Origin of the sequence: Kineococcus aridisoli (genome assembly GCF_050871885.1) — a bacterium.
In the GTDB taxonomy this organism is placed as follows: domain Bacteria; phylum Actinomycetota; class Actinomycetes; order Actinomycetales; family Kineococcaceae; genus Kineococcus.
Genome location: NZ_JBJLSF010000056.1, coordinates 1 through 14,154 on the forward strand (window position 1 = coordinate 1; position 14,154 = coordinate 14,154).

Below are 14,154 nucleotides of genomic sequence, written 5' to 3' on the forward strand. Positions count from 1 at the left end.
CCCCGGCCGCTCCTGGAGCGGCCGGGGCCTCGTGCTGCCCGGCGGCCTCGCGGGAGCGGGCGCGGCGGGTGGCGCGCCTCAGAAGACGAGGTGGATGAGCGCGTAGGAGCCGGCGGCGAGCGCGGCGGCGGCGGGCAGGGTGAGCACCCAGGCCGTGACCATCGAGCGGGCCACGCCCCAGCGCACGGCGGACAGGCGCTTGGTCGCCCCCACCCCCATGATCGCCGAGGAGATGGTGTGGGTCGTCGAGACGGGCGCGTGGAAGTTGAGCGCGGCGACGTAGAGGACGACCGCCGAGACGGACTCGGCCGCGAAGCCGCGGGCCGGGTCGAGGTGGATGATCCGCCGCCCCAGCGTCCGCATGATCCGCCAGCCGCCGGCGTAGGTGCCCAGGCTGATCGCGAGCGCCGCGGCCACCTTCACCCACACCGGGATGTCGCTGCCCTCGTGGAAGCCGCCGGCCACGAGCGCGAGCACGATCACGCCCATCGTCTTCTGCGCGTCCTGCAGGCCGTGGCCGAGGGCCATGGCCGCGGCCGAGACCGTCTGCGCGGCCCGGAAGCGGCGGTGGGTCGGGGCCGGCGCGGCGCGGCGCGCGGCCCACAGGACCGCGACCATCACCAGGTAGCCCGCCGCGAACCCGGCCAGCGGGGAGACGACCATCGGCACGACGACCTTGTCGAGGACGACGCCCCAGTGCACGGTGGTGCTGGAGGCGATGCCCGCGCCGGCCAGGGCGCCGATGAGGGCGTGCGAGCTCGACGAGGGCAGCCCCAGCCGCCAGGTGACGAGGTTCCAGGCGATGGCGCCGACCAGGGCGGACAGGACGACGGACATGCCGTGCAGGCCGAGGCCGACGTCGACGATGCCGGAGCCGATGGTCTCGGCGACCCCGGTGCCGAGGAAGGCGCCGATGAGGTTGAAGACCGCCGCCATCGCGAGCGCGATGCGCGGGGTGAGGGCGCGGGTGGAGACCGAGGTCGCGATCGAGTTCGCGGCGTCGTGGAAGCCGTTGGTGAAGTCGAAGCCGAGGGCGACGACGACGACGAGGAGGACGAGGGCCAGCTCCACCGGCTCAGGACTCCTTGACCGCGATGGTCTCCACCGTGTGGGCGACGTGCTCGAAGGCGTCCGCCGCCTCCTCGAGCGTCTCGATGATCTCCTTCTGCTTCATGATCTCGATGGCGTCGTAGGAGCCGTCGAAGAGCTTGGCCAGCAGCCGCCGGTGGAACTGGTCCGCCTGGTTCTCCAGCCGGTTGATCTCCACCCAGTAGTCGGTGAGGTCGGCCAGCGAGCGCAGCCGGGGCATGGCGTCGGCGGTCAGCTCGGCCTGGCGGGTGAGGACGGCGACGAGGTCGCCCACCGCGTCGGGCAGCTGCCCCACCCGGTAGAGCACCATGAGGTCGACGGCGGCCTGCATGAGGTCCAGGCAGTCGTCCAGGCGCGAGGTGAGCTGGTAGATGTCCTCGCGGTCGAAGGGCGTGACGAACGAGGAGTTGACCCGCCGCATCACGGCGTGGGCGGCCTCGTCCCCGCGGTGCTCGATCTCCTCCATGCGCTGGGCGAGGACCTCGCGGCGGGCGTGGTCGCTGCCGATCACCTCCGTCAGCACGGTGGTGGCCTCCACGAGGATCTTGCCGGTGCTGGCGAACAGCTCGAAGAACGAGTCGTCCCGGGGGGTCAGTCGGAAACGCACGTGCATGCTCCGCGGAGGTTCGGTCCATCCGGGCCGGGGGGTCCGGCCCGATCGGCGACTCTAGGCGAGGTCGCGGCCCGGGCGTGCGACCACCCGGACGGCTCAGGCCCTGGCGCGCACCTCGTCGACGCCCAGGACGCGGTCCAGCTCACCCTCCGGCAGCGGACCGTCGCTCTCCGAGGCGGCGACGACGACGTCGGCGTACAGCTCGATCTCCTCGGCGAGGGTGTCGTCGGCGAGCGGCGCGGCAGCGGGGAGGCCGGCGGGGGGGTCCGGCTCGAGCGTGTGCGTCATGGTGGCCCCACGGTACGCCGCGCAGCGCCCCCGCGGGGGGCTGACCGGGCAGGTGATCACCGCGGCGGCGCGGTGGCGGTCCCGGTGGCGGTCGCGGTGGCGGTCCCGGTGGCGGTCCCGGTGGCGGTCGCGGTGGCGGTCGCGGTGGGGCTGGGCACGGCCAGCGGGGGCCGGTCCTCGTCGCCGAGCACGGTGCGCTGCAGGCTGACCTCGGCGAGCCCGAGCCCGCCGACCGTCACCTCGTCGTAGGCCAGCAGGCGGCCGGCGTCCTCGCCGGTGGCGTCGAAGTGCAGCAGCGTGGCCGACAGCGGCAGCGGCGCGCCGTCGGCCAGGCGGTCCAGGCCGGCGGAGGTGATGCCCGCCCCCCCGGTGGTGCCCTCCACCATGACGCGGGTGCCGGAGGCGTCCAGCGTCACCGAGCGCTTGTGCAGGTGCCCGGCCAGCACGAGCGGGACCCGCCCCAGCAGCGGCCGCAGCCCGCTGGGGTCGTGCACGAGCGCCACGTCGACGGGGTCGTCCGGGTGCTCCCGCTCCCAGCGCTCGATGCCGGCGGCGAGGACCTCGTTGGCCTGCTCCTGCACCTGCTCGGCGGCCCCCTCGGCGGGCGAGCCCTCCCCGTCGGGGGTGAAGACGGGGTCGCCCTGGCCGGCCAGCACGAGCCCGGCGACCTCGACGGTGGCGCCGTCGTCGAGGACGACAGCCCCCGGCTGCGCCGCGACCTGCGCCTGGGTGTCGGTGGAGTCGTGGTTGCCGCGCACCCACACGTAGGGCACGCCGAGCGAGCCGATGCGCCCGAGGAAGGTCGACTCGGCGGCCGTGCCCCACGTGGTGGTGTCGCCGGTGTCGATGACGGCCCGCACGCCGAACTGGCGCACGAGGTCCTCGGTGAGGTCGAAGCCGAGCGGGTTCAGGTGCAGGTCGGAGACGTGCAGGACGGTCGTGACGCCCTCGCCGAGGCCGTCGGCGCCGCCCGGCTCGTCGCCGAGCACGGGCAGGTTGGCCGCCGAGGCGTACAGGGTGCTGACGCTGCGGACGATGTCGGACAGGCCGCTGCGGTAGGACTCCAGGCGCTCCAGGGCGTCCTGGGTGCTGGAGACGAGGTAGGGCGCGCGCGAGAGCAGGCCCGTGAAGCGCGGCTGGCGCAGCGCGGCGGGGTCGAACGTGGCCCACGTCCCGGCCCCGGCGCCGAGCACGACGACGAGCACGGCGGCGCCGGTCTGCAGGGCCCGGCGCCGGGTGCGGTAGACGACCACCCCGGCCAGCAGCGCTCCGCCGAGGCCGCAGGCCAGGCTGTAGGAGGCGGCCCGCACGGTGGCCGCCCGCACGGTGTCGGCGGCGGTGAGCTCCAGGGCCAGCAGCTGCTGCGGGGAGCCGACGAGGCGGCCGGCGGCGTCGACGTCGACGGAGACGATGTTGGCGGTGACGGCCAGCGGCGCGCGGTGGGTGTCGAAGGAGACCTTGCCGACCGGGGGCAGGTCGACCTCCACGCCCGGGGTGAGGCTGGGGCGCACCCGCACCTCGGTCTGCAGCGGGCCGACGTAGGTGCTGGAGCCGGGGGCGAGGGCGAAGCCGAGGGCCGCGCCGACCGCGGCCACGAGCAGGACGCCGACCGGGGGCAGCACCACCCGGGCGGCGCGCACCAGGAGCCGGGGGCCGCGGCGGTCGGCCAGGCGCCGGCCGGCGGCCCGCCAGCGCTGCGGCGGCCTCGGCGGGCGGGGGTGGAGGATCCTCGGGGACATCAGCTCGATCTTCGCGCAGCGGGCGCGCTCGCGCCGACCGCACCGGGGCGGCCGGGGCGTGGCCGGGGGTGCCCGGGGCACGTCCGGGGTGTCCGGGGCGCGCCGCCCGGGTACGGGGCAGCCATGACCACGAGCGAGACCCCTGCGGGGGACACCGGTTTCCGCGACCTGCGCGCCGCCGACCCGAGCGGGCGGCCCGGACCCGCGATCGTCACGGGTTCGGAGTCGGGCATCGGGCGGGCCAGCGCCGTCGAGCTGGCCCGGCGCGGCCACGACGTCGGCATCACCTGGTTCCGCGACGAGGCGGCCGGGCGGGCGACCGCCGAGGAGGTGCGCGCGCTGGGCCGCCGCGCGGAGCTGCGCCACCTGGACCTGCGCGACCTGCCGGGCGCGGCGGACGTCGTCGACGACCTCGCCGACGCGCTCGGCGGCGTGGAGGTCCTCGTCAACGACGCCGGCACCGGCACGTCGACGCCGCTGCTGGAGCTGTCCTTCGAGGACTGGCGCGAGGTGCTGTCGGTGGACCTGGACGGCGCCTTCCTCTTCCTGCAGCGCGCGGCCCGGCGCATGGTGGCCGCCGGCCGGGGCGGTCGGATCGTCAACATCACCAGCGTCCACGAGCACCAGCCCCGCGTCGGGGCCGCCCCGTACTGCGCGGCCAAGGGGGGCCTGGGCCTGCTGACGCGCACGGCGGCCATCGAGCTGGCCGAGCACGGCATCACCGTCAACGCGGTCGCACCGGGCGAGATCGCCACGCCGATGACGGGCCAAGAGGACACCGACCCGCACACCGAGCACCGGCCGGGGGTCCCGCTGGGCCGTCCGGGTGATGCCCGCGAGATCGCCGCGGTCGTCGGCTTCCTGTGCTCGCCGCAGGCCTCGTACGTCACCGGCGCCTCGTACGCCGTGGACGGCGGGATGCTGCAGATGGGCCCGATGGCCGGTTCGCACCTCACCGAGGAGGCCTGGCGGCGCCCGTGAGCGGCGTGGACTTAGGCGCGCCTCTCTTGACTCGTTCCAGACTGGACTGGTTGGCTCGTCGACGTGACCACCGCTGACCGGCTGCGCGCCGAGGGGCTGCGGGCGACCCGGCCCCGCATCGTGGTCCTCGAGGTCCTCGACGCGGCCCGGGCCGCCGGCGAGCACCTGCCCGTGGCCCTGGTCGCCGACCGGGCCCGGGCCGCGCTGCCGTCGGTGTCGACGCAGGCGGTCTACGACTGCCTGGACGCCCTCGCCCGCGCCGGGCTCGCCCGCTGCATCGAGCCGGCCGGGCACCCGGCCCGCTACGAGGCGCGCGTCGGCGACAACCACCACCACCTGGTGTGCCGCGACTGCGGCCGCACCGTCGACGTCGACTGCACCAGCGGTCACGCCCCCTGCCTCGCGCCCTCCGACACGGCGGGCTTCGCCGTCGAGGAGGCCGAAGTGGTGTTCTGGGGGCGGTGCCCGCAGTGCCGCGCCCTGCACACCGCCCCACCCATCGCCCGCCCCGAGCAGCACGCCGCAGAACGAGAGGAAGTGCGATGACCGACGTCGCGAGCCAGCCCTCGGCTCCCGGAGACGACCGCCCGGTCCTGACCAACAGGCAGGGCCACCCGGTCTACGACAACCAGAACCAGCGGACCGTCGGTGCCCGTGGCCCGGCCACGCTGGAGAACTACCAGTTCCTCGAGAAGATCAGCCACTTCGACCGCGAGCGCATCCCCGAGCGCGTCGTGCACGCGCGCGGCACCACCGCGTACGGTTACTTCGAGGCCTACGGCTCCCTCGGCGACGAGCCGATCGCCAAGTACACCCGCGCGAAGCTGTTCCAGGAGAAGGGCAAGCGCACCGACCTGGCGATCCGCTTCTCCACCGTCGCCGGCGGCCGGGACTCCTCGGAGTCCGCGCGCGACCCGCGCGGCTTCGCGGTGAAGATGTACACCGAGGACGGCAACTGGGACCTCGTCGGCAACAACCTCGGCGTCTTCTTCCTGCGCGACGCGATCAAGTTCCCCGACTTCATCCACTCGCAGAAGCCGGACCCGGTGACCTTCGAGGCCTCCGTGGCCCAGCGGGCGTTCGACTTCTTCAGCCAGACCCCCGAGGCCATGCACATGGTCACGCTGGTCTTCAGCCCCCGCGGCACCCCGGCCTCCTACCGGTTCATGCAGGGCTTCGGCGTGAACACCTACAAGTGGGTGAACGCGCAGGGCGAGACCGTCCTGGTCAAGTACCACTGGCTGCCCAAGCAGGGCGTGAAGTCGTGGACCGCGGCCGACGCCGCCGCCGTGCAGGCGCAGACCCTGGGCGCCCACACCAAGGACCTCTACGACGCGATCGAGGCCGGCGACTACCCCGAGTGGGAGCTGCACGTCCAGATCATGGAGGACCACGAGCACCCCGAGCTGGACTTCGACCCGCTGGACGACACCAAGGTGTGGCCCGAGGAGGTCTTCCCGCTGCGCCCGGTCGGCAAGATGGTCCTGAACCGCAACGTCACGGACAACTTCTCCGAGAACGAGCAGATCGCCTTCGGCACCGGCGTGCTGGTGGACGGCCTGGACTTCTCCGACGACAAGATGCTCGTCGGCCGGACGTTCTCCTACTCCGACACCCAGCGCTACCGCGTCGGCCCGAACTACCTGCAGGTCCCGGTGAACCGCCCCAAGGTGGCGGTGAACACCAACCAGCAGGGCGGCCAGATGTCCATGGGCCGCGACAACGTGGGGTCCAACCCGCACGTGAACTACGAGCCGTCGATCACGGGCGGCCTGCAGGAGGCCACCTACCCGACGCACGACGAGCAGGGCCCGGTCATCACCGGCCGCCTGACCCGCAAGCGCATCCCCCGCACCAACGACTACAAGCAGGCCGGCGAGCGCTACCTGCTGTCGGAGCAGTGGGAGAAGGACGACCTGGTGAAGAACCTGGTCGGCGCGCTGCAGCAGTGCAACCGCGAGATCCAGGAGCGCATGGTCTGGCACTTCCTCATGTGCGAGGACGAGTACGGCCTGCGCGTGGGCGAGGGCCTGGGCATCTCCCCCGACGACGTGCGGCACCTGCCGCCGCTGGCGACGCAGACCCTGAGCGAGGAGGAGCAGGCCCGCCTGGCCAACCTCGGCAAGAACGGGACCCGCGACGTCTCCGGCCTGACGATGACGCACTGCGTGCCCAACGAGCACGTCAGCGTCGCCGGCTGAGCGCACCCCGCAGCACGACGGGCGCCGTCCCCCTCGGGGGGCGGCGCCCGTCCGCGTTCCCCTCGTCAGCGGGGGGACGTCTCCCGCGCCGCGTGGGCCTCCCGCGCCGCCTGGACCTGGCCGGCGGAGGCCTCGAGCAGGTCGGCCAGCGCCCGCAGCCGCTGCGCCACCTCGGCGCCCAGCGGGGTGAGCGCGTACTCCACCCGCGGCGGGATCGCCGTGACGACCTCGCGGGTGAGCATCCCGTCGCGCTCCAGGGCCTGCAGCGTCTGCGCCAGCATCTTCTCGCTGACGCCCTCCACCTTGCGGCGCAGCGCGTTGAAGCGGTAACCGCCCTCCCCCAGGGCCAGCAGGACCAGCGAGGCCCACCTGCCGGTGACGTCCTCGAAGGCGGCGCGGGAGGTGCAGCCGCGGGCGAAGACGTCCACGACGAGCTCCTGGGTCGGCTCCTCGGTGCGCGTCATGCCCCGATGGTAGGCACCTGCGGGAAGAAGGGGCGCTCCCCCGCGGTTGGCGCTGTCGAAAGCACAGTGCCCACATGGAGGAGAGCGCCATGACCACGTACGCCGTCACCGCCGCCAGCGGCCAGCTGGGCCGCCTCGTCGTCGAGGAGCTGCTGCAGCGCGGCGTCGCCCCCGGCGACCTCGTCGCCGTCGTGCGCACCCCCGCCAAGGTCGCCGACCTCGCCGAGCGCGGCGTGCAGGTCCGCCACGGCGACTACTCGCAGCCCGACACCCTCGGCCCCGCCCTGGCCGGGGTGGACCGGCTGCTGCTGATCTCCGGCGACACCCCCGGACAGCGCCTGGCCCAGCACACCGCCGTCGTCGAGGCCGCGAAGGCCGCCGGCGTCCAGCGCATCGCCTACACCGGCCTGCTGCGCGCCGACACCTCCGGCAGCCCGCTCGCCCCCGACCACGTCGCCACCGAGGCGGTCCTGGCGGCCTCCGGCATCCCGGTGACGCTGCTGCGCAACGGCTGGTACCTGGAGAACCGCACCGCTTCCCTCGGGCAGTACCTGGCCGCCGGCGAGGTCGTCGGCGCCGCCCACGACGGGCGGATCTCCGCGGCCGCGCGGGCCGACTACGCCGCCGCCGCCGCGGTCGCGCTGCTCGCCGACGACAGCGAGGACCACGTCCACGAGCTCGGCGGCGCCTCCTTCACCCTCGCCGAGCTGGCCGCGACGATCACCGAGGTCACCGGCACCCCCGTGACCTACCGCGACCTGTCCACCGAGGAGTTCGCGCAGCACCTGCGCGGCGCCGGCCTGGACGAGGGGACCGCGGCCTTCGTGGCGGCCCTGGACGCCTCCACCGCGGCCGGCGACCTGGAGACGAGCAGCGACGACCTCGCCCGCCTCGTCGGCCGCGCACCCACGACGCTGGCCGAGGCCGTCCGCGCCGCCGCGGCCGCCTCCGCCTCCTGACTCACCGCTCCCGCGCTTTATCTTCCACGGTGCACCGTGGAAGATCACCGACCGAGGGCGCGCAGGGGGTCAGCCGGCGGGGGCCGGGGCGGGAGCCGTCGGGGCGGGAGCCGGGGTCGTCGGGGCGGGCGCGTCCGGCGAGGGGGCGGGCGCCCGCACGGTCGCGGGGTCCGGACCGCACACGACGCGGTTCTCGGCGTTGTAGGTCGTCGTCCACGTCTCGCGCTGCTCGGCGCCGCCGCCGACGGGGGTCATGACCCGCGTGACGTCGACGGTGAAGCCGGTGTGGGTCGAGGAGTTCGGCGTGCAGCCCGAGGAGGTGTCGTAGACCGTCCGCGGCGGCTTCACGTTGCGGCGCGAGGACTTCTCCGCGCGCACGTCCATGAACCTCGTCCCGTACAGGGAGACCACGACCTGGTCGCCGACGATCCCGGCCTGCACGTAGACGCCGTGGCCGGAGTCGTTGCGGAAGCGGTTGTCGATGCTGCGCCAGTCCAGCGTCGCCTCGCGCCCCTCGGGGTAGCGGGAGATGTAGAGCGAGTGCGGCTTGTGCTCGATCTCGTCCAGGCCGGCGAAGAACACCGCGTTGAACAGCGTCGTCGACAGCTGCGAGACCCCGCCGCCGTAGCCGTCGACGAGCCGGCCGCCGGAGATGACGGGCGCGCGGTGGAAGCCGCGCTCGGGGGTGCGCTCGCCGACGGTGTCGTTGAGGGAGAACTCCTGCCCCGGGCGCAGCACCGTCCCGTCCACGGCGGCCGCCGCGATGCGGATGTTGTCGGTGCGGTCGGCGTCGGCGGTAAGCTTGGTGGAGAAGGTGGACATCTGCTCGACGATCCCCAGCGAGGTCAGCTCCTCGGTGCCCAGCTGCGGCTGCGACGTCGTCAGCTCCACCTCGGCGCGCCGGGTCGGCTGGGCGCCGGTGAGGGCGGCGGTGACCGCGCCGGCCAGGACCTCGGGGGCCACGGCGGTGCCGGTGACGGCGGGCACGACCTGCGGGGTCGTTCCGGCGATCTCGATGCGGGCGTCCTGCGGGGGCGTCTCGAACTGCGGGTCGGCGGCGAGCAGCGCCGCCTCCAGCCCGGCGCCGTCGGCCACGAGCCGCGCCTCGCCGTCCACGGGCCGGACGGCGAGCGCGGGGGCGAAGGCGGCGGGGGCCAGCACGGCCTCGCGCCCGCCGCCGGCCACGACGAGGTCGCCGGCCACGGCGGGGCGGGCGATCGCGTCGACGGCGGCCTGGACGGCGTCGGCGTCCAGCGCCGGGCGCTGGGCGGTGGCCTCCAGGACCACCGGCTGCGCGTCGGCGGCCAGGGCCGGGCTCGCGGCGGGCCAGGCCCCGGCGACGCGGCCGGCGGCGGCGGCGACGTCGAGCGCGCGCCCGTCCTGCGGGGCGGTGACGACGGGCTCGACGGCGGCGGGTGCGCCGGGGGCGCCGGGGCGGACCTCGAAGACGACGGCGCCCTCGACGGGTGCGAGCGCGACGGAGCCGGCCAACGGCGCCAGGGCGGCCTGCACCGCGGTGGTGTCGACGTCGACGTCGGGGCGGACCTCGCCGCCGCCGGCCACGTGGCGCCACAGCTGCCGGGGGTCCCAGCCGCCGGCGGTGAGGTCCTCGGCGGTGGCGGCCGCGTCGACGGCCAGACCGGCCTCGGCGGGCACGAGGGAGCCGGTCACGTCGGCGCCGGCGCCGCGGACCACCACGGGCAGCGGGGCGGCCGCCACCCGTGCGGCGGCGTCGGCCACGGCGCGCTCGACGGCGGCCTGGTCCATGCCGCCGACGTCGACGCCGAGGACGCTGGTGCCGCGCGGGGCCTCGCCGGCCACCGCGAGCGCGGCGGCCGAGTAGCCGCCGGCCACCGCGACGAGCCCGGCCAGCACCCAGGTGCGCGGGCGCCGCGCCCAGTGCCGGGGCGGGGCGCCGCGCCGGGTGCGTCCGGGCTCCTGCAGCGCCGGCTGGTCGGTGTTGTGCACGGTCGTTCCCCCACATCGCCCTGGCGGACCACGCTGCGCGTCCGCGCGTCCACCCTAGGAGGCCGACGGCGCCCTCCGGTGCTTCCGCGCCGATCCCCGCCGCCCGCCCGGCGCGTCCCGCGCGCCCGATCGGATGCATCCCGCACTCGATGCACTCCGCATTCGATGCAGAGTGCATCCAGACCGCGCTACCCTCTCCCCGTGACCGTCTCCTCCCCCGACGCCCCGGGCCGGACGACCAGGCGGCGGGCCGAGACCCGCGCCCGCCTGCTCGCCGCCGCGCGGGACGTCCTCGCCGAGCAGGGCCTGGCCCGCAGCAGCGTCGAGGGCGTCTGCGAGCGCGCCGGCTTCACCCGCGGCGCCTTCTACTCCAACTTCGCGACGATGGACGACGTCGTGGCCGCGCTGTTCGCCCAGCAGGCCGAGGCGCTCATCGACCACGTCGAGCAGCGGCTGGCCCAGGCGCCGCGCGTGGAGGGCACCGGTGTCGAGGAGGTCGTCGCGCACGTCCTCGACCTGCTGCCCGTCGACCGGCACTGGCACGCGGTCCGCACCGAGTACACCGCCCAGGCGCTGCGCAACCCGGCGGCCGCCGCGGTCCTGGCCGACCAGCGCGCCCGGTTGCGCGCCCGGCTGGCCCCCGTCCTCGAGCAGGGGCTGCGCGGCGTCGGCCGTCGCCTGACCGCCCCCGCCGACGAGGTCGCCCGCGCGCTCGTCACCGTCCACGAGGGCACCACCACCCCGCGCCTGCTGGGCGACGCCCCCGCCGACGACGGCTTCGAGGCCCGCCTGCTGGCCGGGGTGCTGCTCGCGCTCAGCGCACCGGGGGCGACGGCGGACGCGACGGCGGACGCGACGGGCGGGGGGTCCCGGTGAGCGGCGCCGAGGGCGCGCGCGCGGGCGCAGCGCCGGAGCTCGCGGTGCGCGCCGAGGGGCTGCGGCTGAGCACGGGCGGGCGCGACGTCTTCCGCCCCGTCGACGTGCAGGTGCCGGTCGGCGCGATGCTCGTCGTCCGCGGCGGCGCCGGCTCCGGCAAGACCTCGCTGCTGCTCGCCCTCGCCGGGCGCATGAAGCCCGCCGGCGGGAGCCTGGAGGTGCTGGGGCGGCCGCTGCCGCGGCGCGCCGACGAGGTGCGGCGGCGGGTCGCGCTCGCCGAGGTCCGGGGCGTCAACGACCTCGACGACGCCCTCACCGTCGAGCAGCACGTCGCCGAGCGCCTGGCCCTGCACCAGCCCTGGTGGCGGCCGTGGGTGTCCCGCCAGCAGGTCGGCGAGCAGCTGGAGCGCGTCCAGCACGCCCTCGCGGTGACCGCCGACGCCGGCGCGCGGGTCCCCGCGCTGCCGCCGCGCGAGTTCGTCAGCGACATCGCACCCCTGCAGCGGCTGGCGCTCGGCGTCGTGCTGGCCCTCATCGGCCGCCCGGACGTCCTCGTCGTCGACGACGTCGACGCGCTGCGCCTGGGCGAGGACCGCCGGCGGGCGTGGGAGTCGCTGTCCGCGCTGCGGCGCACCTCCGCCGCACCGCTGACGGTCCTCGCCAGCTGCACCGACTCCGCCGACATCCGCTGGCACGGCGGCGACGACCGCATCCTCCTCGACCTCCAGGACGTCTCGTGAGCTCCCCCCGCTCCACCCGGCTCTCCCGGCTGCCCCGGTTCTCCCTGCCCGGCCTGGAGCTGGCCCGCTTCCGCCGCGCCACCATCACCCGGCTCGCGCTGCTCGCGGTCGTGCTCGTGCCGCTGGTCTACGGCGGGCTCTACCTGGCCTCCAACCACGACCCGGTCGGGCGGCTGTCGAACCTGCGCGCGGCCGTCGTCGACGCCGACGTCCCCGCGAGCGCGACCGGCCCCGACGGCACCGAGCGCACCGTCGCCGCCGGCGCGGAGCTGACCCGCGAGCTGACCGCCGGGGACGCCGACGCCGGCTTCACCTGGGAGAGCGCCTCCGAGGAGGAGGCCGCGCGGGGGCTGGAGAGCGGCGAGTACGCGGCCGTCCTGCGCATCCCGCGCGGCTTCTCCGCGGCGCTGGCCTCCACCGGCGGCGACGCCCCGCAGCGCGCCCGGCTGTCGGTGACCACCGACGACGCGGAGAACTACGTCATCGGCCAGGTCGCCGGCACCATCGCCACCACGATCCGCACCGACGTCGCGCACGGGGCCACGAGCGACTACCTGGAGAACGTCTACGTGGCGTTCGGGCAGGTGCACGACTCCCTCGGCGAGGCCGCCGACGGCGCGGGCCGCCTGGCCGAGGGGGCGCAGCAGGCCGGCACCGGCGCCGACACCCTCGTCGTCGGCCTCGGCGACCTGGACTCCGGCGCCGCCCGGCTCGCCGACGGCACGGGCGCGCTGCGCTCGGGAGCCGCCGACCTGGCCACCGGAACCCGCCAGGTCGCCGACGGCGCCGGCAGCGCCGCGAGCGGCGCGGGAGCGCTGGCCGCCGGGCTGGAGCAGCTGCGCACCGCGACGGCGCAGCTGCCCGCGCAGGCGCAGCAGCTCTCCCGGGGCGCGGACGCCGTGGCCGACGGCGCCGGGCGCGTCTCCGCGGGCGCCGACGCGCTCGCCGGTGCCGCCGACCGGCTCACCCCGGCGCTGGAGCAGGCCCGCTCGCTGGCCCCGCTGGTCGACCAGCTGCTCGCGCAGGCCCGGGCGCTGGCGGCCGCCGCCCCGGAGGACGAGGGCCTCGCCGCGGCCGTGCGCACGCTGGAGCAGGCCCGCCAGGCGCTGGCCGACGGCTCGCCGGCCGGTGCCGCGCAGGGCCTGGGGCAGCAGGTGGACGCCCTGGCCGCCGGTGCCCGGCAGCTGTCCGAGGGGGCGAGCTCCGTGGCCGGCGGCGCCGCGCAGCTCGCGGCCGCCGCCCCGGCGCTGCAGCAGGGCGTCGCGCAGGCCGCCGACGGCGCGGACGCGCTGGCCACCGGCACGCGCTCGCTGGCGACGGGGTCGGCCGCCGCCGCCGACGGCGCCGCGGAGCTGGCCACCGGGGCGGCGCAGCTGGACGACGGCGCGAGCGCGCTGCTGGAGGGCACCTCGCAGGCGCGGACCGGCGCCGCGCAGCTGGCCGACGGCACCCGGGCGCTGGCCGACGGGGCGGGCACCCTGAGCACCGAGCTGCGCGACGGCCAGCAGCGGGTCCCGGTGCACGAGGGGGACGCGGCGGGCGAGCGCGCCGACGTCGTGGCCTCCCCCGTGCAGGCGGACCGCGTGCGCGAGCACGCCGTCGCCCACTACAGCGACGGCCTGGCCCCGCTGTTCGTGCCGGTCTCGCTGTGGGTCGGCGGGATGGTCACGTACATGGTGCTGCGCGCGGTCTCGCAGCGGGCGCTGGCCTCGACGGCCTCCTCGCCGCGGGTGGCGCTGGCCGGCTGGGCACCGGGCGCGCTGCTGGGCTGCGCGCAGGCCCTCGTGCTCGTGGCGGTCCTGCACTGGGGCGTGGGCATCCAGTCCCCGGACGTGCCGGCGACGGCGGCCTTCGCGGTGCTCGTGGCCGTCGTCTTCACCGCGCTGCACCAGTGCCTGAACGCGCTGCTGGGCGGGGCGGGGCGGCTCGTGGCGCTGGTCCTGCTGGTGCTGCAGCTGACCTCGGCGGGCGGCACGTACCCGGTGGGGACCTCCCCGGCCTTCTTCGAGGCCATCCACCCGTACCTGCCGATGACGTACGCCACCGACGGCCTGCGCCACCTGGTCGCCGGCGGGTCCGCGGGCGCGGTGGGCGCCGACGCGCTCGTCCTGGCCGGGTTCGGGCTCCTCGGGCTGGCGGTCACCGTGCTGGCCTGCCACCGCCGCCGCAGCTGGACGGTGGCGGAGCTGCACCCCAGCCTCAGCCTCTGAGGCCCTCCCCGCACCGGCCGCCGCCC

General features: G+C 76.2%; 13 protein-coding genes. 7 read left to right on the top strand and 6 right to left on the bottom strand.

Features of this window, described 5'->3' with window-relative positions; all coding sequences use genetic code 11:
• Positions 1 to 78: 78 nt before the first annotated feature.
• The 4 genes from ACRYM2_RS15170 to ACRYM2_RS15185 form a co-directional block, all read right to left on the bottom strand.
• Positions 79 to 1,071 carry an inorganic phosphate transporter gene (locus ACRYM2_RS15170; protein ID WP_432523238.1) on the bottom strand — a complete coding sequence of 331 codons (993 nt, stop codon included), beginning with the start codon at positions 1,069 to 1,071 and terminating at the stop codon, positions 79 to 81.
• A 4-nt stretch (positions 1,072 to 1,075) separates the two neighbouring features.
• Positions 1,076 to 1,696, bottom strand: coding sequence for a DUF47 domain-containing protein (locus ACRYM2_RS15175; protein ID WP_432523239.1), 621 nt, complete (start codon positions 1,694 to 1,696; stop codon positions 1,076 to 1,078).
• A 102-nt stretch (positions 1,697 to 1,798) separates the two neighbouring features.
• On the bottom strand, positions 1,799 to 1,990 hold the full coding sequence (locus ACRYM2_RS15180) for a hypothetical protein (protein ID WP_432523240.1): 192 nt from the start codon (positions 1,988 to 1,990) through the stop codon (positions 1,799 to 1,801).
• A gap of 56 nt (positions 1,991 to 2,046) precedes the next feature.
• Positions 2,047 to 3,729 (bottom strand): metallophosphoesterase family protein, encoded by a 1,683-nt coding sequence (locus ACRYM2_RS15185; protein ID WP_432523241.1) that lies wholly within the window; start codon positions 3,727 to 3,729, stop codon positions 2,047 to 2,049.
• Between the two features lie 123 nt (positions 3,730 to 3,852).
• Between ACRYM2_RS15185 and ACRYM2_RS15190 the strand changes: the two genes are divergently transcribed.
• The 3 genes from ACRYM2_RS15190 to ACRYM2_RS15200 all read left to right on the top strand — a co-directional run bounded on the left by ACRYM2_RS15190 (position 3,853) and on the right by ACRYM2_RS15200 (position 6,911).
• On the top strand, positions 3,853 to 4,710 hold the full coding sequence (locus ACRYM2_RS15190; protein ID WP_432523243.1) for an SDR family oxidoreductase: 858 nt from the start codon (positions 3,853 to 3,855) through the stop codon (positions 4,708 to 4,710).
• A 63-nt stretch (positions 4,711 to 4,773) separates the two neighbouring features.
• Complete coding sequence (locus ACRYM2_RS15195; RefSeq protein ID WP_432523245.1) at positions 4,774 to 5,256, top strand: Fur family transcriptional regulator; 483 nt, start codon at positions 4,774 to 4,776, stop codon at positions 5,254 to 5,256.
• The gene (locus ACRYM2_RS15200) at positions 5,253 to 6,911 is read left to right on the top strand and encodes a catalase (protein WP_432523246.1); all 1,659 of its coding nucleotides are present in this window, start codon (positions 5,253 to 5,255) and stop codon (positions 6,909 to 6,911) included. Before ACRYM2_RS15195 ends, ACRYM2_RS15200 begins: the two co-directional genes overlap by 4 nt.
• 65 nt (positions 6,912 to 6,976) lie before the next feature.
• Here the strand turns inward: ACRYM2_RS15200 and ACRYM2_RS15205 are convergent, their stop codons facing one another.
• Positions 6,977 to 7,375, bottom strand: a complete 399-nt coding sequence (locus ACRYM2_RS15205; RefSeq protein WP_432523247.1) for a winged helix-turn-helix transcriptional regulator — start codon at positions 7,373 to 7,375, stop codon at positions 6,977 to 6,979.
• 89 nt (positions 7,376 to 7,464) lie between these two features.
• Here ACRYM2_RS15205 and ACRYM2_RS15210 point away from each other — a divergent pair, with 89 nt between their 5' ends.
• Entirely contained in the window at positions 7,465 to 8,334 is an 870-nt protein-coding gene (locus ACRYM2_RS15210) for an SDR family oxidoreductase (RefSeq protein ID WP_432523248.1), read from the top strand.
• Positions 8,335 to 8,403: 69 nt separating this feature from the next.
• Here the strand turns inward: ACRYM2_RS15210 and ACRYM2_RS15215 are convergent, their stop codons facing one another.
• Positions 8,404 to 10,302 carry a VanW family protein gene (locus tag ACRYM2_RS15215; protein ID WP_432523249.1) on the bottom strand — a complete coding sequence of 633 codons (1,899 nt, stop codon included), beginning with the start codon at positions 10,300 to 10,302 and terminating at the stop codon, positions 8,404 to 8,406.
• A 201-nt stretch (positions 10,303 to 10,503) separates the two neighbouring features.
• Between ACRYM2_RS15215 and ACRYM2_RS15220 the strand changes: the two genes are divergently transcribed.
• From ACRYM2_RS15220 to ACRYM2_RS15230, 3 genes are read left to right on the top strand one after another with little or no spacing between them, the layout of a single operon-like run.
• Entirely contained in the window at positions 10,504 to 11,178 is a 675-nt protein-coding gene (locus ACRYM2_RS15220) for a TetR/AcrR family transcriptional regulator (RefSeq protein ID WP_432523250.1), read from the top strand.
• A complete protein-coding gene (locus ACRYM2_RS15225; protein ID WP_432523251.1) occupies positions 11,175 to 11,918 on the top strand; it encodes an ABC transporter ATP-binding protein in 744 nt (247 codons plus the stop codon). Before ACRYM2_RS15220 ends, ACRYM2_RS15225 begins: the two co-directional genes overlap by 4 nt.
• Positions 11,915 to 14,128 (top strand): YhgE/Pip family protein, encoded by a 2,214-nt coding sequence (locus ACRYM2_RS15230; RefSeq protein ID WP_432523252.1) that lies wholly within the window; start codon positions 11,915 to 11,917, stop codon positions 14,126 to 14,128. The genes ACRYM2_RS15225 and ACRYM2_RS15230 overlap by 4 nt, the downstream gene beginning before the upstream one ends.
• Positions 14,129 to 14,154: the final 26 nt, after the last annotated feature.

What these genes read in the sequence shown, in the direction of transcription:
- ACRYM2_RS15180 (WP_432523240.1), bottom strand. Translation starts at nt 1,990, where the DNA reads ATGACGCACACGCTCGAGCCGGACCCCCCCGCCGGCCTCCCCGCTGCC.
- ACRYM2_RS15185 (WP_432523241.1), bottom strand. Translation starts at nt 3,729, where the DNA reads ATGTCCCCGAGGATCCTCCACCCCCGCCCGCCGAGGCCGCCGCAGCGC.
- ACRYM2_RS15190 (WP_432523243.1), top strand. Translation starts at nt 3,853, where the DNA reads ATGACCACGAGCGAGACCCCTGCGGGGGACACCGGTTTCCGCGACCTG.
- ACRYM2_RS15200 (WP_432523246.1), top strand. Translation starts at nt 5,253, where the DNA reads ATGACCGACGTCGCGAGCCAGCCCTCGGCTCCCGGAGACGACCGCCCG.
- ACRYM2_RS15205 (WP_432523247.1), bottom strand. Translation starts at nt 7,375, where the DNA reads ATGACGCGCACCGAGGAGCCGACCCAGGAGCTCGTCGTGGACGTCTTC.
- ACRYM2_RS15210 (WP_432523248.1), top strand. Translation starts at nt 7,465, where the DNA reads ATGACCACGTACGCCGTCACCGCCGCCAGCGGCCAGCTGGGCCGCCTC.